Source organism: Amycolatopsis silviterrae, assembly GCF_042684085.1.
Taxonomy (GTDB): Bacteria; Actinomycetota; Actinomycetes; order Mycobacteriales; family Pseudonocardiaceae; genus Amycolatopsis; species Amycolatopsis silviterrae.
On record NZ_JBHUKS010000014.1, the window covers coordinates 1 to 20508 of the forward strand.

Annotated in this window: 16 protein-coding genes and 1 pseudogene; 10 read left to right on the forward strand and 7 right to left on the reverse strand. The window is 70.6% G+C overall.

Annotated features, from left to right (window positions below; all coding sequences use genetic code 11):
• The first annotated feature begins 241 nt into the window (after window positions 1-241).
• Window positions 242-1339 (forward strand): D-alanine--D-alanine ligase family protein, encoded by a 1098-nt coding sequence (locus ACFSVL_RS19085; RefSeq protein WP_378305943.1) that lies wholly within the window; start codon window positions 242-244, stop codon window positions 1337-1339.
• 9 nt (window positions 1340-1348) lie between these two features.
• On the opposite strand, the gene ACFSVL_RS19090 is transcribed toward ACFSVL_RS19085, so the two are convergent.
• The 3 genes and pseudogenes from ACFSVL_RS19090 to ACFSVL_RS19100 form a co-directional block, all read right to left on the reverse strand.
• A complete protein-coding gene (locus ACFSVL_RS19090) occupies window positions 1349-1747 on the reverse strand; it encodes a hypothetical protein (protein ID WP_378305945.1) in 399 nt (132 codons plus the stop codon).
• Window positions 1744-2476, reverse strand: a pseudogene (locus ACFSVL_RS19095) (SDR family oxidoreductase). Before ACFSVL_RS19095 ends, ACFSVL_RS19090 begins: the two are co-directional and overlap by 4 nt.
• 30 nt (window positions 2477-2506) lie before the next feature.
• On the reverse strand, window positions 2507-3394 hold the full coding sequence (locus tag ACFSVL_RS19100) for an RNA polymerase sigma-70 factor (RefSeq protein ID WP_378305947.1): 888 nt from the start codon (window positions 3392-3394) through the stop codon (window positions 2507-2509).
• Between the two features lie 55 nt (window positions 3395-3449).
• On the opposite strand from ACFSVL_RS19100, the gene ACFSVL_RS19105 reads away from it, so the two are divergent.
• Entirely contained in the window at window positions 3450-4790 is a 1341-nt protein-coding gene (locus ACFSVL_RS19105) for an MFS transporter (protein WP_378305949.1), read from the forward strand.
• Here ACFSVL_RS19105 and ACFSVL_RS19110 read toward each other — a convergent pair.
• Window positions 4771-5310: a DUF3515 domain-containing protein gene (locus ACFSVL_RS19110; protein WP_378305951.1), complete on the reverse strand. Its 540-nt coding sequence runs from the start codon at window positions 5308-5310 to the stop codon at window positions 4771-4773. The two genes, ACFSVL_RS19105 and ACFSVL_RS19110, sit on opposite strands and share 20 nt — an antisense overlap.
• Before the next feature lie 19 nt (window positions 5311-5329).
• Window positions 5330-5563, reverse strand: coding sequence for an Lrp/AsnC ligand binding domain-containing protein (locus tag ACFSVL_RS19115; RefSeq protein ID WP_009074118.1), 234 nt, complete (start codon window positions 5561-5563; stop codon window positions 5330-5332).
• Window positions 5564-5709: 146 nt separating this feature from the next.
• On the opposite strand from ACFSVL_RS19115, the gene ACFSVL_RS19120 reads away from it, so the two are divergent.
• The 5 genes from ACFSVL_RS19120 to ACFSVL_RS19140 all read left to right on the forward strand — a co-directional run bounded on the left by ACFSVL_RS19120 (window position 5710) and on the right by ACFSVL_RS19140 (window position 9309).
• On the forward strand, window positions 5710-6669 hold the full coding sequence (locus tag ACFSVL_RS19120; protein ID WP_378305953.1) for a thiamine-phosphate kinase: 960 nt from the start codon (window positions 5710-5712) through the stop codon (window positions 6667-6669).
• Window positions 6670-6712: 43 nt separating this feature from the next.
• Window positions 6713-7195 (forward strand): GNAT family N-acetyltransferase, encoded by a 483-nt coding sequence (locus tag ACFSVL_RS19125; RefSeq protein ID WP_378305954.1) that lies wholly within the window; start codon window positions 6713-6715, stop codon window positions 7193-7195.
• A 12-nt stretch (window positions 7196-7207) separates the two neighbouring features.
• Window positions 7208-7738: a gamma carbonic anhydrase family protein gene (locus ACFSVL_RS19130; RefSeq protein ID WP_378305956.1), complete on the forward strand. Its 531-nt coding sequence runs from the start codon at window positions 7208-7210 to the stop codon at window positions 7736-7738.
• 31 nt (window positions 7739-7769) lie between these two features.
• The gene (locus ACFSVL_RS19135; RefSeq protein ID WP_378305958.1) at window positions 7770-8447 is read left to right on the forward strand and encodes a uracil-DNA glycosylase; all 678 of its coding nucleotides are present in this window, start codon (window positions 7770-7772) and stop codon (window positions 8445-8447) included.
• 73 nt (window positions 8448-8520) lie between these two features.
• Window positions 8521-9309, forward strand: coding sequence for an alpha/beta fold hydrolase (locus ACFSVL_RS19140; RefSeq protein ID WP_378305959.1), 789 nt, complete (start codon window positions 8521-8523; stop codon window positions 9307-9309).
• A gap of 321 nt (window positions 9310-9630) precedes the next feature.
• Here ACFSVL_RS19140 and rpmB read toward each other — a convergent pair whose 3' ends face one another.
• Window positions 9631-9822: a 50S ribosomal protein L28 gene (gene rpmB / locus ACFSVL_RS19145; protein ID WP_009074135.1), complete on the reverse strand. Its 192-nt coding sequence runs from the start codon at window positions 9820-9822 to the stop codon at window positions 9631-9633.
• A gap of 134 nt (window positions 9823-9956) precedes the next feature.
• Here rpmB and ACFSVL_RS19150 point away from each other — a divergent pair, with 134 nt between their 5' ends.
• Window positions 9957-11543 (forward strand): DAK2 domain-containing protein, encoded by a 1587-nt coding sequence (locus ACFSVL_RS19150; protein WP_378305961.1) that lies wholly within the window; start codon window positions 9957-9959, stop codon window positions 11541-11543.
• A gap of 2 nt (window positions 11544-11545) precedes the next feature.
• Window positions 11546-13699 carry an ATP-dependent DNA helicase RecG gene (gene recG, locus ACFSVL_RS19155; RefSeq protein WP_378305963.1) on the forward strand — a complete coding sequence of 718 codons (2154 nt, stop codon included), beginning with the start codon at window positions 11546-11548 and terminating at the stop codon, window positions 13697-13699.
• Between the two features lie 47 nt (window positions 13700-13746).
• Here recG and ACFSVL_RS19160 read toward each other — a convergent pair whose 3' ends face one another.
• Window positions 13747-19065, reverse strand: a complete 5319-nt coding sequence (locus ACFSVL_RS19160; RefSeq protein ID WP_378305965.1) for an RHS repeat-associated core domain-containing protein — start codon at window positions 19063-19065, stop codon at window positions 13747-13749.
• A gap of 275 nt (window positions 19066-19340) precedes the next feature.
• Between ACFSVL_RS19160 and ACFSVL_RS19165 the strand changes: the two genes are divergently transcribed.
• Complete coding sequence (locus ACFSVL_RS19165; RefSeq protein ID WP_378305966.1) at window positions 19341-19874, forward strand: GNAT family N-acetyltransferase; 534 nt, start codon at window positions 19341-19343, stop codon at window positions 19872-19874.
• Window positions 19875-20508 lie beyond the last annotated feature (634 nt).

Consider the following 20508-nt stretch of genomic DNA (forward strand, 5'->3'; position numbering starts at 1 on the left):
ACAGCAGACCTCGCCGCAATCCACCACCTCACCCCTTGACACACCATAGGAGCATCATTGGGTGCGTGGGACGCAACCAACGCCACATTGGGTGCGTCAGATGCACCCAATGTGGCATTGGGGCGGTCTTGGCCGAGGCGGGCGGCGGGTGGCGGGTGGTGCTCCGCTGGAAGCGCGGTCACCAGCGCGGACACCCCCGGCGCGCGTCGCCGGACATGCTCACCCGGTACGGTGACCGGCTATGAGTGCTGAAAAGATCCGGGTCGCGGTCGTGTTCGGCGGGCGCAGCAGCGAGCACACCATCTCGTGCCTGTCCGCGGGCAGTGTGATCTCGAACCTGGATCCGGATCGCTTCGAGGTGCTCCCGGTCGGCGTCACGCCGGGCGGCGGCTGGGTGCTCGGCACCGGCGACCCGAAGCAGCTCAGCATCCAGGGCCGCGAGCTGCCGTCGGTCGAGTCCGGCCGCGCGCTCGTGCTCGCCGGCGACCCGACCAGCCGCGAGCTGCGCACGGTCGACCCCGGACAGGCCACCGAGGTGCTCGGCACCGTCGACGTCGTCTTCCCGGTGCTGCACGGCGCCTTCGGCGAGGACGGCACCATCCAGGGGCTGCTCGAACTCGCCGACATCCCGTACGTCGGGCCCGGCGTGTTCGCCAGCGCGGCGGCGATGGACAAGGAATACGCGAAGAAACTGCTCGCCGCGGAAGGGCTGCCGGTCGGCACGTACGCCGCGCTGCGCCGCGGACAGTCCACTTTGGCCGAACAGGACCGCGAACGCCTTGGCCTGCCGGTGTTCGTGAAGCCCTCGCGCGCCGGTTCCTCGGTCGGCATCTCCCGGGTCGCCGAGTGGTCCGAAGTGGACGCCGCGATCGAGCTGGCCCGGCGCACCGACCCGAAGGTGCTCGTGGAGGCCGCGGTGCGCGGGCGCGAGGTCGAATGCGGCGTGCTGGAATTCCCGGACGGCCGCGTCGAGGCGTCGCTGCCGGCGGAGATCCGGGTGCTCGCCGAGGGCGAGGACGCCTGGTACGACTTCGAGACCAAGTACCTCGGCGAGGACGCCGAGCTGGACATCCCGGCCAAGCTGGACGACGCGCTCTCCGACCGGCTGCGAGCGATGGCTGTCGAGGCGTTCCGCGCGCTCGACTGCCAGGGCCTCGCCCGCGTCGACTTCTTCGTCACCGAGGCGGGCGACCTGGTGATCAACGAGGTCAACACGATGCCTGGCTTCACCACGAAGTCCGCCTACCCGAAGATGTGGGAGGTGACCGGGGTGGACTACCCGACGCTGCTGTCGACGCTGATCGACACCGCGCTCGCCCGGGGCACCGGCCTGCGCTGACCGGCGGAACTACTGCTTTTCGAGCCGTCCGGTCAGTGGAAGCAGCGCCAGCGGGATCGCGACGGCCGCGGCGAGCGCGATCAGCAACGGCACGCGTTCGCCGGGCGTGAGATGGTGCAGCAGCTGGATATGGATCACCAGGTGCGGCGCGGCGAACGTCAGGTACACCGCGAGTGCGGTGCGCGCCAAGATCCGCCGGGTGACGAAAAAGCTCACGCCCAGCGCCACTGAGGTGGCCAGGCTCATCGCGCCGTAGTCCATCATCAGATGCGCGTTGTAGGGCATGCGCATGCCCACCCAGGGGATGTCGAAGAACGAGCGCGGCGACCACAGCGCCCAGTTCCCCACGGCGAACTGCGCCACGGCGATGAAGGCCAACCCCGCGCGCAGCCAGGCACGGGCGCTCATGCCGAAAGGAACTGGTCGAAGGTGATCCGGCCGTCCGCGTGCTCCGGGGTCAGATGTCCCCCTTCGCGGTAGCCGCGGAGGCCGGGCATCGGCAGCGACACCACCGGGCGGCGGCCTCCGCGCGAGCGAAGGTAAGCGCGGGCCAGGTCGGCGGCGGGGCGCACCTCGGGCCCCGCCCAGGTCGGGTGCCCGGCCGGACGGCGGCGCATCGGCCAGCAGGGCCAGGCGCGCGGCCACCTCGCCGGTGTCGACGGTTTGGAAGCTGACCCCGCGAGGCATCACGACCACCGGCAGCCACCGCTGGCTCGCGCACATCCAGGCGACGAGTTCGTGGAACTGGGTCGTCCGCTGGATCGTCCACGGCAGACCGGAGTTTTCCACGAGCCGCTCGCAGGCCAGTTTCGCGCGGTAGTAAGGCAATGCCACCCGGTCGACGCCGACGATGGACACGTACAGCAGATGCGGACGCCCGGCTCGCGCCGCCGCTTGGACGAGGTTGCGGGTGCCGTCGAGGTCCGAGCGGCCGTTTCCGGTCGCGCAGTGGACGATCGCCTCGACGCCGTCGACCGCCTCGTCGAGGCCTTCGCCGGTGAGCAGGTCGCCGTAGAGGGTTTGCGTCGAGGGCTTCCGGCTCAGCACGCGGACGGCGTGACCGTCCGCCGCAAGACGGGGAACGAGCGCGCGGCCGAGGCGGCCGGTGCCGCCGGTCACCAGGATCCGGGTTGTCACGGGTGTCCTCCTCTGGGAGAGAGCGTCCCCTTAAGAACCGGACAGGCCTCCCGAACGTGACAACGACCGGAGTTTGTCCGGGTTGGCGACGATGCGGACCCCGGTGATCCGGCTGTCCGACGTCTCCGGCACCAGCACACCCACCAACGTCTCGCCCATATAGGCCAGCAGCCCGAGCGAGCCGTTCACTTCCGCGGCCGACAATCTCGTCTCCGGACCGGCGAGGCGGAACGTGCCCGCGAAGTAACGCGCCACCTTGGCGAGGCCGGAGACGGGCCGCCGGGCCGCGCCGACCTTGCCGCCGCCGTCCACCCACACGGTCACGTCCTCGGCCAGCACCTTCTCCAGCCCCGGCAGGTCACCCTGCTCCGCGGCGGCCAGGAAGCGCTCCACCAGGTCGCGGCGAGGGGACGTCCGGCGCGCGGAGCTGTCACGGGTCTCGGCCAGGTGCTTGCGGGCGCGGGCGTACAGCTGCCGGGAGTTCGCCTCGGAGGAGTCGATGACCTCGGCCGTCTCCCGATGGCTGTAGCCGAAGGCTTCGCGCAGGACGAACACCGCGCGTTCCACCGGGTTGAGGCTTTCCAGCAGCACCAGGAAGGCCAGCGAGACGGTCTCACGCTGCTCGGCGCGGTCCAGCGGGCCCAGCGCGCCGCCCGCGGTCAGGACTGGCTCCGGCAGCCAGAAACCGGCGTAGCTCTCCCGGCGCGCACGTGCCGAGGTCAACCGGTTCACACACAGGTTGGTAGCGACTTTGGCCAGCCAGGCCCACGGCGAGGCGACCGCGTCGGCCCGATGCCAGCGCAGGAAGGTGTCCTGGACGACGTCTTCGGCCTCCTCGGCGGAACCCAGCATCCGATACGCCAGCCCGAACAGTTTCGGGCGGTGCCGCTCGAACTCCTCAACCGCGTCAGCTGTCACGCGGTGACCTTACGATGATCCACGAACACACCCAGCCCGGTAAGGAAAACAGCACGTGCAGATCGCATCCCGCCTCGACCGGCTCCCGGTCACCCGGCGGCACCGGTACTTCGTGGCAGTGGTCGGCATCGCCACCTTCTTCGACCTCTACGACTTGTTCCTCGCCGCGACCATCAGCACTGTCCTCACCAAGGAATTCGGCGTCACCCCGACGACGCTGAAGTACGTGCTGGCGTCGGCGTTCGTCGGCGCGTTCGTGGGCGCGGTGTTCCTCGGCAGGCTGGCCGACCGCCTCGGCAGGCGGCGCGCTTTCCTGCTCACCCTTGGCCTGTACTCGGTGTTCACGCTGCTCGGCGCGTTCAGCACCGACGTGTGGATGCTGGTGATCTGCCGCTTCATCGCCGGGATCGGCATCGGCGCGGAACTCCCGGTGGCCGACGCCTATCTCGCCGACCTCTTGCCCGCCCGCGCCCGCGGTCGTGCGACAGCTTGGGCTTACACGATCGGCTTCTGCGGCGTCCCGGCCGCCGGCTTCCTGGCCCGCGCGCTCGTCGGGCACGCGCCGCTCGGTATCGACGGCTGGCGCTGGCTGTTCGTGATCGGCGCACTCGGCGCGGCGATCGTGTGGGCGCTGCGGTTCACCCTGCCGGAATCGCCGCGTTGGCTTGCCGCACAAGGGAGAATCGGCGAAGCGGACGAGATCGTGCGCAAGCTCGAAGCGAGCGCGCCGCAGCCGTTGCCCGAACCGGAGCCGGAACCGCCCGCGCCCGAACCGGTGAGCGCGTCGGCGCTGCTGCGCCCGCCGTGGTTCCGCCGCACCGCGATGCTGTACGTGTTCCAGCTGCTGCAGTCGTTCGGCTACTACGGTTTCGGCTCGCTGGTGCCGATTGTGCTGGCGGCCAAGGGTTTCGGCCTCGTCAGCTCGCTGACCTTCGCCGCGCTCACCTTCCTCGGCTATCCGATCGGCTCCGCGCTGTCCATCCCGATCATCGAACGGCTGGAACGCAAGTGGCTGATCGTCGCGAGCGCGGCGGCGATGGCGGCGTTCGGCCTCGCCTTCGGCTACGCCACGTCCGGCGCGCTGATCGCGGTGTTCGGGTTCTGCTACACCGCCGCGAGCAACGTGTTCTCCAACGCGTTCCACACCTACCAGGGCGAGCTGTTCCCGACGTCGCTGCGCGGCACCGCGGCCGGTTCGGCTTACGCGCTGTCCCGGCTGGCGACGGCCGCGATGCCGTTCGTGCTGCTGCCGATCCTGCACGCGGCGGGCGCGACGACGATGTTCGCGGTGGTCGCGGGCGCGATGGTGCTGCTGATGATCGACGTGGCGGTGCTCGGGCCGCGCACGACCGGCGAATCGCTGGAGAGGATCGCGGCTAGAACGTCAGGGGCTTGACCGGCAGCTTGGCCGCGATCGCGTCCGAAATGGTCTGCAGCGGACCCGTTCCGGCGCTCGCCGGCACCGTCAGCGCGACGTAGACCGGCCGGTCGACCGCGTACCAGGTGGCCGAACCGCCCTGCTCGATCTGCAGCCACTGCACGGTGTTGACCACGCGCAGCGGCGAGGTGCGGGTGAGGTCCGGCGGGCGTTCCAGGCCGCAGCGCAGCACGACCGGATCCGGTTCGCCCCACGCGATGGTCGCCTTCGGCGCGGGCTCGGCGAGCGTGCGCGGCGACAGTTCCTTGCCGTTCGACGTCAGCGTGGACGGGACGCCTGCGGTCAGTTTCGCGCAGTCGGCCGACCCGGCCTGCGGCGCGGGAACGGAAACGAGCGCGAGGGGCTGGTTCGGGGCGGCCTGCTCGGAGGAGCTTTTCGTCAGCGCGACGACCGCGACCGCGACTGCCAGCGCGGCCACGAGCAACGACGCGGTGACGAGGACGACCTTCGGCGGGGCCCCGGTCTCGGTGTCTGCCACCGGATCAGTGGACCACGGCTCAGAGATGGACGACCGGGCAGGTCAGCGTGCGCGTGATCCCTTCCACGTTCTGCACGCGGGCGACGACGAGCTGGCCGAGCTGGTCCACTGTGTCCGCGGCGGCGCGCACGATCACGTCGTACGGGCCGGTGACGTCCTCGGAGCTGGTCACGCCCGGGACCCCGGCGATCTCCGCAGCCACCGCGGCGGCCTTGCCGACCTCGGTCTGGATGAGGATGTATGCGTGGACCACGGCGTGCCCTTTCGTCGGTGGCGGTCGAGTCGAGGTAGGAACGGTGTAGACGGTGTAGGAAACGTAGCGCCAGCCCTGGGAAAAACCTAGGGGATCCGATTGTCGGTGGCCGATCCGACACAGGCGAGGGAAACAGGAGGTGACCGGTGTCACCGGACGAGCACTCGGTGGCCGGGACGGGCGAATTCGGCCTGATCCGGCGGGTCACCGAAGGACGCGAGCAGCCCGCGTCGACATTGCTGGGCCCCGGCGACGACGCGGCGGTTCTCGCCGCGCCGGACGGCCGCGTGGTCGTGACGACCGACGTGCTGGTCCACGGCGTGCATTTCCGGCTCGACTGGTCGAGCCCGGAGCAGGCCGGGCGCAAGGCGGTCGCGGTGAACCTGTCCGACATCGCCGCGATGGGCGCGAAACCGACGTCGGTGGTCGTCGGCCTCGCCTGCCCGGCGGACACCCCGGCGCGGGTCGTGACCGAGATCATGGACGGCATGTGGGCCGAGGCGCGCGCCGCAGGCATCGGAGTGTCCGGCGGCGACCTCGTGAGCGCGGACCAGCTCGTGATCAGCGTCACCGCATTGGGCGACCTCGAAGACCGCGAACCGGTGACCCGCGCGGGCGCGCGCCCCGGCGACGTGCTCGCGGTGTGCGGACGGCTCGGCTGGGCCGCGGCGGGGCTCGCGGTGCTGCGCCGCGGATTCCGGTCGCCGGTCGGCGTCGTGAACGCGCAGCGCTGCCCGGAACCGCCGTACGCGGCCGGTCCGCAGGCCGCGCTCGCCGGCGCGACGGCGATGATGGACGTGTCCGACGGCCTGCTCGCCGACCTCGCGCACCTGGCCGCCGCGTCCGAGGTCGGGCTCGACGTGCAGACCGCGCTGCTGGAGGTTTCGACGCGGCTGAAGGAGGTCGGCAGCGCGCTGGGCGCGGACCCGCTGCAGTGGGTGCTGACCGGCGGCGAGGACCACGCGCTGGTCGCGACGTTCCCGCCGTTCGACGACCTGCCCGAGGGCTGGCGCAAGATCGGCGTGGTCACCATGCCCGGCTCCGGGGTCACTGTGGACGGCGAGGAGTACGCCCAGCAAGGCGGTTGGGAGCACTGGCAGCAGTAAATTGCCGTGAGGCCGGCAGCGAGTCTTCATTAGGCTGAGCACTGTGGACATCCGTGTGGTCGCCTTCGACCATCCCGACGCCGGCAAGCTGATGGCCGAGGTGCAGCTGGAATACGTGCGCCGCTACGGCTCCGAGGACGAGACCCCGATGGACGCCGCGCAGTTCGCGCCGCCGCGGGGTCTGTTCCTGGTCGGCTACCTGGACGACGTGCCGGTGGCGTCCGGCGCGTGGCGCGCGCACGACGGTCCCGAGCCGACCTTCCGGCCCGGCGACGTCGAGCTGAAACGGATGTACGTGGTCGAATCCGCGCGCGGCCGCGGTTTCGCCCGCGCGATGCTCGCCGAACTGGAACGCACCGCGGTCGCCGCCGGACGCCGCCGGGCCGTGCTGGAGACGGGTACCGAACAGCCCGAGGCGATCGCCCTCTACCGTTCGTCGGGCTACGTCGAGATCCCGGCCTTCGGCTATTACGGCGATCTGCCCGAAAGCCGCTATTACGGCAAGGACCTCGCGCACGACTACTGACCGGAGGCGGCTTTGGCCATCTACGCGCTCGGCGACCTGGTCCCGACGATCCACCCGGACGCCTACGTCCATCCCGACGCCACCGTGATCGGCGACGTCCGGATCGGGGCGCGCGCGTCGGTCTGGCCGCAGACGGTGCTGCGCGGCGACCACGGGTACATCGAGATCGGCGAACGCTCGAACGTGCAGGACGGCTGCGTCATCCACTGCACCGCGCGGCATCCGACGATCGTGGGCCCGTCGTCGGCGGTCGGGCACGCGGTGCACATCGAGGGCGCGAAAATCGGCACCGGCTGCCTGATCGCGTCGGGTTCGGTGGTGCTGAACGGAAGCGTGATCGAGGACGGCGGAATGGTCGGCGCGGGCGCGGTGCTGTCGTACGAATCGACGGTCGGGACCGGCGAGATCGCGCTCGGCGTCCCGGCGAAAACGCGGCCGAACACCTCGTTCCCGGCGGACCAGATCGCCTCGGTGGTGGATTCCTACGTCCGGCGCGGGGCCCGGTTCCGGGCGGAGTTGCGCAGGCTGGACCCGCCACAGTGACCCCGGGCACGTGGCGCTAGGCTCGCGGGCCGTGACTGGACGACCGCTGGACGAAATCGTCGAAGCCGGCTGGGCGAAAGCCCTGCAACCAGTGGCCCCGCAGGTAGCCGCGATGGGGGAGTTCCTCCGCGCCGAGATCGCCGCGGGCCGCACCTATCTTCCCGCGGGCGAGCACGTGCTGCGCGCGTTCAAGCAGCCGTTCGACGACGTCCGCGTGCTGATCGTCGGGCAGGACCCGTACCCGACGCCCGGGCACGCGGTCGGACTGAGCTTCTCGGTGGCCCCGGACGTGCGGCCGATCCCGAAAAGCCTGATCAACATCTACCAGGAGTACTGCGAGGACCTCGGCCACCCGGCGCCCGCCAACGGCGACCTGACCCCGTGGGCGGAGCAGGGCGTGCTGCTGCTGAACCGGTCGCTCACCGTGCAGCCGCACAAGTCCAACTCGCACCAGGGCAAGGGCTGGGAACAGGTCACCGAGCAGGCGATCAAGGCGCTCGCCGCGCGCGGCGGACCGCTGGTGGCGATCCTGTGGGGCCGCAACGCGCGGAACCTGCGGCCGATGCTCGGCGAGGTGCCGTGCATCGAATCGGCGCACCCGAGCCCGCTGTCGGCGCGCAACGGCTTCTTCGGGTCGCGTCCGTTCAGCCGGGCGAACCAGCTGCTGGTCCAGCAGGGCGCGGAACCGCTCGACTGGAAGCTTCCCTGACGCGGCGTGTCCAGTTCCGGCGGGCGGCGCCGACCACCAGGGTGAGGAACGACTGAACCCCTGGAGGAAAGCCATGACCGCCACCGTCACGTCCGCCGACGGCACCCCGATCGCCTTCGACACCTACGGTTCGGGTTCGCCGGTGCTGCTCGTCGGCGGCGCGGTGAACGACCGGACGACCGTCGCCGGACTGGCCGCGGTCCTGGCCGACGCCGGTTTCACCGCGGTCGCCTACGACCGGAGAGGCCGCGGCGACAGCGGGGACGCACCGGTCTACGCGGTCGAGCGCGAGATCGACGACCTCGAGGTGCTGATCGAGGCCGTCGGCGGGTCGGCCGCGCTGTTCGGCCACTCGTCGGGCGCGATCCTGTCCCTGGAAGCGGCGGCGCGCGGCCTGCCGGTCACGAAGCTGGCGGTGTACGAACCGCCGTTCATCGGCGACGACCGTCCGCGGCCTGCCGAAGACCTGGTCGACCGGGTCAGCGCCTGTCTCGCCGCCGGGGATCGGGACGGCGCGGTCGAGCTGTTCCTGGTCGAGGGCACCGGGACCCCGGCGCCGGTGGTGGAGTCGATGAAGTCCGCGCCGGTGTGGGGCTGGTTCGTCGGCCTGGCGCACACGCTGCCGTACGACCTGACGATCTGCGGGCGCGGCAACCACCTGCCGACGGACCGGCTGGGCGCGATCACCGTCCCGGTGCTGTCGCTGTCGGGCGGCGCGGGGGAGGCGTGGATGACGTCGTCGGCGAAGGCGGTCGCCGCGGCTGTCGTGCATGGGCGGCACGAGGAGGTGCCGGGGCAGGATCACGGGGTGCTGAACGCGCCGGAGTCGCTGCGGGATGTGCTGACGGGCTTCTTGAGGTGACGAGGGGGCCGAAGCACTCGCCCCTTTCCCTCCCAAGGCGACCCGGCGCGGGGGTCCAGGGGCTCGCCCCATGCCTGCTGGACCATCCACAAAGGACGCCAGAACCGCCGAATTGCCCGATTGATGCCTTCATGGCCGTATCTGAAGGTCCGTGAGGGGAACCCTGAGGGAATCAGGGTCCGTGAAGGTGGCCCTCACGGACGACCCCCCCGCGCCCGCCGACGCGCCCGGAGTCGCTGCGGCAGGTGCTGGCGGGCTTCCTGCGGTGACGAAAAAGGGGCGGGTGCCGAAGCACTCGCCCCTTTCCGAAAACCGCTGAACTCAGCCGCGGACGACCTTGCCCGCCTTGATGCACGAGGTGCAGGCGTTCAGGCGCTTGCGCTGGGACACGCCGACCTTCGCGTGCACAACCTGGATGTTCGGGTTCCACCGGCGGTTGGTACGCCGGTGGGAGTGCGAGACCGACTTGCCGAAGCCGGGTCCCTTGCCACAGACGTCGCACACGGCAGCCACGTCGAACTCCTCTGGATATGGGACAAAGAATGCGCGCCTGAACTTGCCAGGCAACTCGACCATAGTAACGAGTGGTTTCGGGGGCCTTGCCGCGGGGTCGTTACCCTCGCGGGGACCGGCTAGGAGGTTACGGGGTGCGGGTGCTGGACGCGGCGGCGGTGTCGGGCTGGGCGGCGGCCTCTGTGCGCAGCTTGGACGGGCTGCGCGCGGCGATCGACGGCATCAACGTCTATCCGGTCGCGGACTCCGACACCGGCTCCAACCTGCTGTACACGATGACCGGCGCGCACGAGGCCCTCTCCGAGGCGGAACCGGCCGACGCCGCCGAGGCGCTGGCGGTACTGGCGCGCGGGGCGGTGGCGCACGCACGGGGTAACTCGGGGGTGATCCTGTCCCAGGTCGTGCGGGGGATGGCCGACTGGGCAGCCGGCGGCGGGGATCTCGACGGCGCGGGTCTCGCCGCCGCGCTCGGGCGTGCGGACCAGGTCGCCACGGGCGCGGTCAGCAGGCCGGTCGCCGGGACGATGCTGACCGTCCTGCACGCCGTGGCCGCCGCCGTCCGAGGGACCACGCGGGCGTTGCCCGAGGTCGCGCGCGAGGTCGTCACTGTGGCCGCGGCGGCGCTGGAGGAGACGCCCAAGCAGCTGCCCGCGCTGGCCAAGGCCGGGGTGGTCGACGCCGGGGGCCGGGGCCTGGTCGCGGTGCTCGACGCGCTGGCAGGCGTGATCACCGGCGAGACCGAAGAACCCGGGCACGACCTGCGGGCGGTGGCTTCGCTGCCGGAGCAGGTGCCGTACGCGTGGGAGGTCATGTACTTGCTGGACGAGGTCGACGAGGCCCGGCTGCCGGCGTTGCGGAAGGAACTGAGCGGGTTCGGCGACAGCGTGACCGTGGCCGGCGACGGTTCGGGCAGCCACGCGGTGCACGTCCACTGCGCGGACATCGGCGCGGCCATCGAAGCCGGGCTGCAGCTGGGCAGGCCGCGCAAGATCCGGGTCGAACCGCTGATCACGCCGACGCCGATCGAACCGGGAGGCGGCATCGACCGGTCGGTGGTCGCGGTGGTGCGCGGCGGCGGGCTCGCCGAGCTGCTGCGGGCCGAGGGCGTCGCCGTGCTGGCGGTTCCGGACGGCGAGCTGCCCAGCGTCGAGGACATGATCGGGCTGTTCAACGAGGCGGCCGGGCGGCATCTGAGCGTGCTGCCGGGCGGGCCGGACCTCACCTCGGCCGCCGACGCCGCCGCCGGGCATCCGATGGCGGGCGAACGCGACGTCGTGGTGATCCCGTGCGCGTCGCCGGTGCAGGTGCTGGCCGCGCTCGCGGTGCACGACGGCGAACGCCGGGTCAACGACGACGTCGTGGCGATGGCCGAGGCGGCGGCCGCGACCAGGCGTGGCGAGCTGCGGATCGCCCGCGAGGAGTCGCTAACCTGGGTGGGCCGGGCCCAGTCCGGCGACGTGCTCGGTCTGGTCGACGACGAGGTGGTGCTGATCGAACCCGCCCCGGCGTCGGCGACGAACCTCGTCGCGGCGGCGGTCGGCGTGCTGAACCGGATGCTGGCGCTCGGCGGCGAGCTGGTCACCGTCCTGAGCGGCGCGGACGCCCCGCCGAGGGTGGCCGCCGAACTCGCCGGGCAACTGCGGCTGGAGCACCCCGAGGTGGAGTTGACGAGTTACGCCGGCGGGCAGAGCGACGCCGTGCTGCTGATGGGGGTCGAATAATCATGGCCGGGCTTCGCGACAAACTCCCGCTGCTGCTGGGCGCGAAAACGGCGAAGGCACTGTCGGCCGCGCTCGACATCGAGACGGTTTCCGATCTGCTGCGCCACTATCCGCGCCGGTACGCCGAACGCGGCGAGCTGACCGACATCGCCGGGCTGGAGCTCGGCGAGCACGCGACCGTGCTGGCGCGGATCGAGAAGATCAGCAAGCGCCGGATGAAATCCCGCAACGGCACCATCCTCGACATGGTGATCACCGACGGCAAGCGGCGGCTCGCGTGCGCGTTCTTCAACCAGGCGTGGCGCGAGAAGGAGCTGGCCCCCGGCAAGACCGGGCTGTTCGCGGGCAAGGTCACCGCGTTCCGGGACACGCTGCAGCTGGCCAACCCGGAGTACGAACTGCTCGACGCCGAACGCGAGGCCGAGGCGGTCGACAACTTCCTCGCCGAGATCATCCCGGTCTACCCGGCCGCGCAGGGCATGCCGACCTGGTCGATCGCCAAATGCGTGCGGCAGGTGCTGGACGTGCTGGAGGTCGGCGGCGACCCGATGCCCGAGGAACTGCGCAAGCGGCACGGGCTGCCCGGCCTGGAGCGCGCGCTGCGCGGCATCCATCGCCCGGAGGACTGGGCGCACCTGGAGACGTCGCGGCACCGGCTCAAGTGGGACGAAGCGATGGCCGTGCAGCTGATTTTCGCGCAGCGGCGGCATTCCGCGGTGTCGCGTCCGGCGAAGGCGAGCCCGCACGTCGACGGCGGCCTCCTCGACGCGTTCGACAAGCGGCTCCCGTTCGACCTGACCGCGGGCCAGCGCGCGATCGGCGAAGAGATCGCCGCCGACCTGTCGTCCGAGCATCCGATGAACCGGTTGCTGCAGGGCGAAGTCGGGTCCGGCAAGACGGTGGTCGCGCTGCGGGCGATGCTGCAGGCCGTCGACTCCGGGAGGCAGGCGGCGATGCTCGCGCCCACCGAGGTCCTGGCCGCGCAGCACGCGCGCTCGCTGCGCGAAATGCTCGGCGACCTCGGCATGGCGGGCGAGCTGGGCGCGGCCGAGAAGTCCACCCGGATCACGCTGCTCACCGGGTCGATGGGCGCGAAGGAACGCAAGAAAGCGTTGCTGGAGACGGTAAGCGGCGAGGCGGGCATCATCGTCGGCACGCACGCGCTGATCCAGGACACCGTGCAGTTCGCCGATCTCGGGCTCGTGGTCGTGGACGAACAGCACCGCTTTGGGGTGGAGCAACGGGACGCGCTGCGCTCGCGCGGAGCCGACTCGACGAGCCCGCACGTGCTGGTCATGACGGCGACGCCGATCCCGCGCACGGTCGCCATGACGGTCTACGGCGACCTGGAAATCTCGGCGCTGCGCGAAATGCCGGTCGGCCGTTCGCCGATCAAGACGACGGTCGTGCCGGTGGCGGAGAAACCCGCGTGGTTCGACCGGGTGTGGCAGCGGGTCAGCGAGGAAGTCGGCAAGGGGCACCAGGCGTACGTGGTGTGCCCGCGGATCGGCGACGAACCGCCGTCGGACAAGAGCGACAAACGCCCGCCGCTCGCGGTGCTGGACGTCGCGCCGGATCTCGCCAACGGCGCGTTGAAGGGCTTGAAGATCGCCGCCCTGCACGGCCGGATGCCGACCGACGAGAAGGACGCCGTCATGCAGGCGTTCGGCGCTGGGAAGGTCGAGGTGCTGGTCGCGACGACGGTGGTCGAGGTCGGCGTGAACGTCCCCAACGCCACGGCGATGGTCATCCTCGACGCCGACCGTTTCGGCGTGAGCCAGCTGCACCAGCTGCGCGGCCGCGTCGGGCGGGGGAGCGTACCCGGATTGTGCTTGCTGGTGACCGAAACTCTCGACGGGACTTCCACCCGCGAACGGCTGGCCGCCGTCGAGTCCACCACGGACGGTTTCGAACTGTCCCGATTGGACCTGGAACTGCGCCGGGAGGGCGACATCCTCGGCGCGGCCCAGTCCGGCAAGCGGTCCGGGCTGAAGCTGCTGTCGCTGCTGCGCGACGAGGACGTGATCACCGAAGCGCGGGCGCAGGCCCAGGAGATCGTGACGGCCGACCCGGAGCTGGCTTCGCTGCCGGGGCTGGCGCAGATGGTGGCCGACGTGGTCGACCTGGAGCGCGCGGAGTACCTGGAGAAGAGCTGACCCTTCTCGCGGCGGTGGGGCCGGGAGTCCCGGCCCCGCCTTCTTGATCAGTCGGATCCGTCGAGGTCGTCTGAGTCGTAGTCGTGCTTTCGCTTGCTGGAGCTGCCGCCGTAGCTGCCGCTGCTGTAGTTGCCCGAGTGACTGCTGCTGCCGTAGGTGCCGCTGCCGCCGTAAGTGCCGCCGCTGTGGCTGCCCGAGTGGCTGCTGGTGCTGGGCCCGTAGACGTATTGGGTGCCGTTGCGCCCGCTGCTGCCGCTGGGGTAGTAGCTGCTGCTGTGGCCGCCGCTGCCGCTCGGGTAGTAACTGCTGCTGTGCCCACCGCTGCCGCTCGGGTAGTAGCTACTGCTGCTGTGGTGGCTGCTGCCGCTCGGGTAGTAACTGCTGCTGTGCCCACCGCTGCCGCTCGGGTAGTAGCTACTGCTGCTGTGGTGGCTGCTGCCGCTCGGGTAGTAGCTGCTGCTGTGGTGGCTGCTGCTGGGATAGCCGCCGCTGTAATGACTGCTGCTGGACGGCTGAACGGTCCGGATGTAAGGCGCCGAACTTGAGGACGACCCGGCGTGCCCGCTGCCGCCGGAGTACCCGCCGCCGCTGTAGCCGCCGGAGTGGCTGCTGCTGCCGCCGTAGCTGCTGCTCGGCTTGACGGTCTTGACCTCCGGCACCCAGTCCGCGACCGGGTTTCCGCGGTAGCCGGGCGTGCCCTTCTTCCACCACACCTGGTTGGAACCGTTGCTCGGGGTCGTGTCCCGGTATCGCTGTTCCTTGCCGCCGCTGGCGTTGGAATCGGCGCGCTTCTCGAGCCAGCCGAACGAGTTGGGGTCGGCGTTGTGCGCCTGGTTCGCCGGGCGGTCGTTCTTGTAGCCCACTTTGTTGAAATGCGCGCTGGCCGAGGGGCTGTGCCCCATGACGAGGTTGCTGTGGCCCTTGACGACCCCGGTCGGGTTTCCCTGGTAGTCGCGGGTGTAGTAGCTCCGGTTCGGGTCCATGTACCACTTGGTGTCCTCGCCCCGCTTCTTGAAGGCGGGCGGCGGGGACACCGCACTGCGTTCGAAGATCGGCCGCATCGCCTTGCTGCGGTGGGACAGGTTGGCGTACCCGTAGTGGCCGCGCCGGTCTTTCGGGCCGGTTTTCTTGTGCTCCACGTACACCGTCCCGCCGGGGGACTGCTTCCGCGAGCGGCCCGACGGGTCCGGCGTGAGGCTGGGACCGCGGTCGTACGGGTCGGGGCTGGGGCTGCGCTCCGAACAGCTGCTGCCCGCGAGGCCGAGCGGGTCGACCAGGACGTGCGGGTTGCTGACGTAGGCGTGCGGGTCCGGTCCGCCGGCGAGTCCGATCGGGTCGGGGCTGACGTAGCGGGCGAGCGCCGGGTCGTAGTAGCGGTGCAGGTTGTAGTGCAGGCCGGTTTCCGCGTCGAAGTACTGGCCCTGGAACCGCAGCGGCGTCCCGGTTTCCCCGGCCGTGTCGACTACGAGGCCGAACAGGCTGGTGCGGGCGTGCCAGACGATCTGGCCCTGTTCGTCGAGCAGTTCGGTCGGGGTTCCGGAAGGCTCGGCCACGATGGCGAAGAACTGCGCGTCGACCTTCTCCTGCGGGCTCTCCGGAACGGCGCGGCGGCGCTGCAGCAGCGGCCGGAAGGAGTCCGGTTCGTAGTCCCACACGGTCGTTTCGGCCGTGCCGCCCGCGGAACGCGTTTCCTCGACCAGCGTGTCGCCCGCCCAGGCGAAGTCGACGCGTTCGAGCGAGGTGCTCCCGTCGGCGGCGAAGTGCTCCTTGCGGATCCGGCGGCCCATCGGATCGTAGGTGTAGCGCCACGAGGTGCCGTCCGGGACGCGGACCGCGACCAGCCGCTCCAGCGGGCCCCAGGTGTACTCCCAGGTCCGCCCGTCCTCGTGCCGGCGGGTGCGCATCCGGCCGGCGTCGTCGTAGGTGTAGCGGACGTCGCCCGCCTCGGTGATGACCGACGCCGGGCCCGCGCGCCTGCCGAGCCGGTCCTCCTCTTCCGGAGCGGGCCAGGCGGCGTCGACGAGCCGTCCGGTCGCGTCGTAGGCGTACTGCTCGCTCCAGCCCTCCGCACGGACCGACGTGACCCGGCCCCGGACGTCGAGGGTGAACCAGCGCGAGCCGGACGCCTGGTCGTCGATCCGGGCGGGCAGGCCGTCGGGGCGGTAGTGGTAGCGCCGGTCCCGGTCCAGTTCGCCGGACGCGGCCTGCACCGCCTGCCCGGCCAGCTGCCCGGCCGGGTCCCAGGAACGGAGGATCGCCGCGCCCTCGCCGAAGGTCCGGCGGACCTCGCGGCCCGCCGGGTCGTACTCGAACCGGGTGCTGCGGCCCGACGTGTGCAGCGCGGCGGGTTCGCCCGCTTTGCCGTACTCCCAAGTGCTTTGCGCCCCGGACGGCGTCCGCCGCCGGACCAGTTCGCCGGACTGGTCGTATTCGGTCCGGACGGTGCGCCCGTTGACCGTCTCGGCGATCACCCGGCCGGCCGCGTCCCGCGTGTACTCGATGCGGGTCGTGCCGTCGTCGACGACGACGAGCTGGCCGAGGACGTCGTGCTCGAACCGGGTGCGCACGGTCCCGGACGGCCCTTCGACGACCTCCTCGACCGGGTTGCCGCGCAGGTCGCGGCGCAGCTTCACGACGTCGCCGGACTGGCTGCGGATCTCGGTCAGCTCGCCGGCCGCGTTGTAGCGGTAGGTCGAGGACGCGCCGCCGAAATCGGTCTCGCGCACGAGGTTTCCGGCCGGGTCGTAGTCGTAGCGCCAGACCTGGCCGTGTTCGTTGGTGACGCCGACCAGCCGCAGTTCGGTGTCGTAGGCGTATTCGAGCCGGGTGCCGTCCGGACGGATCTCGGCGGAGATCAGGTCGAAGTGGGTCACTTCCTGCTGGGTGATCGCGGACGAGGCGTCGGCGTGCAGGCGGTTGTTGCCCTCGCCGTCGTAATGCCATTCGTCCGTCGACCCGTCCGCGCGGCGGTGCCAGGCGAGCGCGCCGTCGACGGTGTAGCCGAATTCCTCGACCGCACCGGTCGGGTCGACGGTGGAGGAGAGCCTGCCGAAACAGTCGTAGCGGTAGGCGGTCGTCGCGCCGTGCGGGTCGGTCACCGTGATCGGGTTGCCCGCGTCGTCGGACACCACGGTCAGCTTCACGCCCGACGGATCGGTGAGCGACGCGAGGTGGCCCCACTCGTCGTAGGTGTACGCGGTGACGCCGCCGTCGGGTTCGGTCAGCCGGGTCACGTTGCCGCGTTCGTCGTATTCCCAACGGGTTTCGACGCCCGGAGCCTCCACCAGGTGCACCGGCTGGCCGAATTCGTCGCGTTCGATCGACCATTCCGTGCCGTCCGGACGGCGCACGCCGATCAGGTTGTTCAGCTCGTCGTAGCGGTAGCGCTGCGTCCGGCCGAGTTCGTCGGTTTCGCTGAGCAGCCGGTCGCGCGCGTCCCATTCGTATTCGCGCGCGGCGCCGAGCGGGTTGACCTCGCGCAGCAGCTGGCCGGCTTCGTTGAGGTGGTAGGCGGTGCGGTGGCCGAGCGAGTCGACGACGTGGGTGACGTGGTTGACCACGTCGTAGTCCATCGTGACGGTGAGGCAGTCGCCCGAGCCTTCGGTGCGCACGACCCGGCCGTTTTCGTCGTAGTGGAAGCGGTACCACTCGCCGTTGCGGTCGGTCCACGCCTCGATCCGGCCCAAGCGGTCGTAGCTGTACCGGAACGGGAGCCCGGACTCGTTCGTGACCTCGGTGAGGTTGCCGTTCGCGTAGCCGTAGCGGACCAGTTGCACCTCGGCGCCGTCGCCGGTGACTGTCGAGAGCCCGGTGACGAGCCCGCCCTCGGTGGCGATGACGATCCGGTAGCCGCCGCTGTGCCGGATCGCCGTCGGCGTGCCGCGCGGGTCGCGTTCGAAGTAGATGTGCTCGTCGTTGCGGTCGGCGATCGAGCGGATCGGCCGGATCTGCTGAGTGCCGCGTTCGAAGGTGAGGACCCGCTGCCGCTCGCGGTCCTCGATCACGAACCCGCCGCCGGGCTCCTGGGCGAGAAACCGCGCGGGCCCGTGCTCGGCGGCCACCCACTCGTCGCCGCGCGGGAACGGGAAAACCTGCACGATCCCGTCCGCACCGGCGAACCACACCTGGTCGTCGTACACCTCGACCCGCTCGTCCAAAGTGGACACCCAGGCCCCGCCGAGCCAGCCGCCCGCGCGGAACGCCGAGAAATGCGCGCGCTCGAAGACCATCGGCAGCGCGCTGCGGAACGCCGCGTCGGTCTCGGTCATCACCATCTGCCCGGTCGCGACGTCGATCGGGTCGCCGGTGGTGCAGATCTTGTTCAGCGACCGCGAGTTCTCGCCCTGCTTGTCGAGCGACCGCTCGCCGCCCTGCCCGCCGCGGGCCCCCGACGCCGACGTATGCCCGTCCGTCCCGCCGTGGTTCCCGCCGCCCAGCCCGCCGCGGGTCCCTTCGGGGTCCGGGCTCCGTTCAGCCTGGTGCTGCCCGCCGCCGTGCTCGCCGGACGGATGCGTGGTCCCGCTGTGGTCGCCGGACGTCGTCGTGCTCTCGTCTTTGGAGACAGACCGGGATTTGGCGTTGATGTCCTTGGGCTTCGGCGCCGGGGCGCTCTTGCCACTCTTGAGCCCCTTCAAGGACTTCGCCGCGTCCTCGAACAGCACGCCGGCCTTCTTCAGCAGCGGGATCAGCGCCTTGAGGGCCTTGACCAGCTTCGAGGTCACCTTCGCGATGGTCGAGGAGGTCTTGGCGACAGCGGTGACCACCTGCGGCACTACCCACGCCATCCCGATCCCGAGCGTGAACACCACCTGCAACGCCCACGAGATCAGGTGCCCGACCAGATCCGCGATCGTGTCCCGCACCAGCGACCGCACCGCCGCGACAATCTCCCCGGCGGTCTTCACCCCGCTCGCCGCGCCCTCGCTGCCCTTCTGCGCACTGGCGATCAGCGCGGACGTGTCCTCGGCTTTCTTGCGGTAACTGTCGGCCGCGTCGCCCTGCCAGTCCTGCACATCCTTTTTGACCAGCTCGGTCAGCTCGGTCGAGACGCCTTCGAGTTCCTTGGCGACGTTCGTCCAGGTCGCGGCTTGCGACGCGATCTCGTCCGCGTTGCCGGTCAACGCGTCGAGCGCTTCCTTCAGCGGCCCGACGTGCTCCATCAGCCAGCCGACCCCCGCCGCGAAAATCGCGCCGAACGGATCCATCACCGCGGTGAGCACGTCCAGCGCGGTGCCCACCGCCCCGATCGCGACCGCCGCCCAGTTCTTGCTCTCGATCGCGGTCTTCAGTCCGGTCGCGTCCTCCAGCAAGGGAATCCCGGCCATCGCCGAGGTTTCCTTCACCGGCGCGATCAACGGATTGGTCATCGGTTGTCTCCTGGTACGCACGGGCATGACGAACGAGCGGAGCCTGACCCGCCGATCCGACGAGGCTATCGGCCGGGCAGCCGCGGTGCCGCCGGGGCACGGCGGTGATGCCTGAACTCCCGGAACCCTTGCCCGAACGCACCCGCTCGTTCCCGGCGGGTCCGTTTCCGCCCCTTTGTCTGTCCTTTGTGGACTTGTTCCGGGTGTCGGTAAACCGCATGCGTGCCCAGGCCTTTTGTGCTGAACTTCCGTTACCCGAGCCTTCCGGAGGAACGATGCCCGACCTCGTGATCCGCCCCGCGACCCCCGCCGACGCGCCTGGCATCGCCACCGTCCACGTGGGTTCCTGGCAGGCGGCGTACGCGGGTTTGCTGCCGGAGGAGTTCCTGTCCGGCCTGTCGGTCGAGGCGAGGGAACAGTTCTGGGCGGCGAACCTGGCGGACACGTCCGTGCCGCACACCATCCTGACCGCGACCCCTCCCGGCTCCGCCACGATCACCGGTTTCGCCGTCTTCGGCCCCAGCCGGGACGACGACGCCACCCCGCACACCGGCGAACTGTCGTCGATTTACCTCCTGCCGTCCGAATGGGGCCGAGGGATGGGACGGGCGCTGCACGAGGAGTGCGTGCGCGGCCTGGCGGCCCAGTTCGAAGTAGCGACGCTGTGGGTCCTTTCGACCAACACGAGGGCCCGGGGCTTCTACGAACGCGCCGGCTGGGTCATGGACGGAACGACAAAGGTAGAGACGATGTCCGACGGGGCGGTGACCCTGGAGGAGGTGCGGTACCGGCTGCCTTTGGGTGGTTGAGGTTCGCCGCCTGGCTCAGTTGGGCTGCCGGACGGCCGCTGTCGTTCACGATGGCGGCTGTGCGGTTCCTGCTGACGACTCGCGGTTTGCTTCCGTTCGGTTGACCGGCTCGCTTTGCCGTGCGTGCTCGCCGCGTGGCCGATTGGTGGCGACTGGGATGCGTGGCCGTTTGGTGGCGGCTGGGATGCGTGGCCGTTTGGTGGCGGCTGGGATGCGTGGCCGTTTGGTGGCGGCTGGGATGCGTGGCCGTTCGGTGGCGACTGGGATCCGTCGCCGTTCAGCGGCAACTGGCTAGGCGGTTGACCCGCCAGACGTGCCCGACCTCTCGCCGTTGAGCGACGATCCCCTGCTCAACCCCATTCGACGGCTAGCTTCGCGGGTCCCGTCGTTGAGCGGCGATTGCCCCAGCCCTCCCGGTCCTTCGCCGTTTCGCGGCAGATCTTCGGCCGGTTCCTCTGCCAGCTTCGTTCGGCCTGTCGCCATTTCATGGCAAATGCTCGCCTGACCTCGCGGCGGGTCTCATTCGGTCTGTCGTCTTAGCGGCGAGCGTCCGGTCGGTCTCGCGGCGGCTTCATCCGACCTGTCGCCGTCTAATGGCGAACACCGAACCGGTCCCTCGGCGAGCCACGCTCAG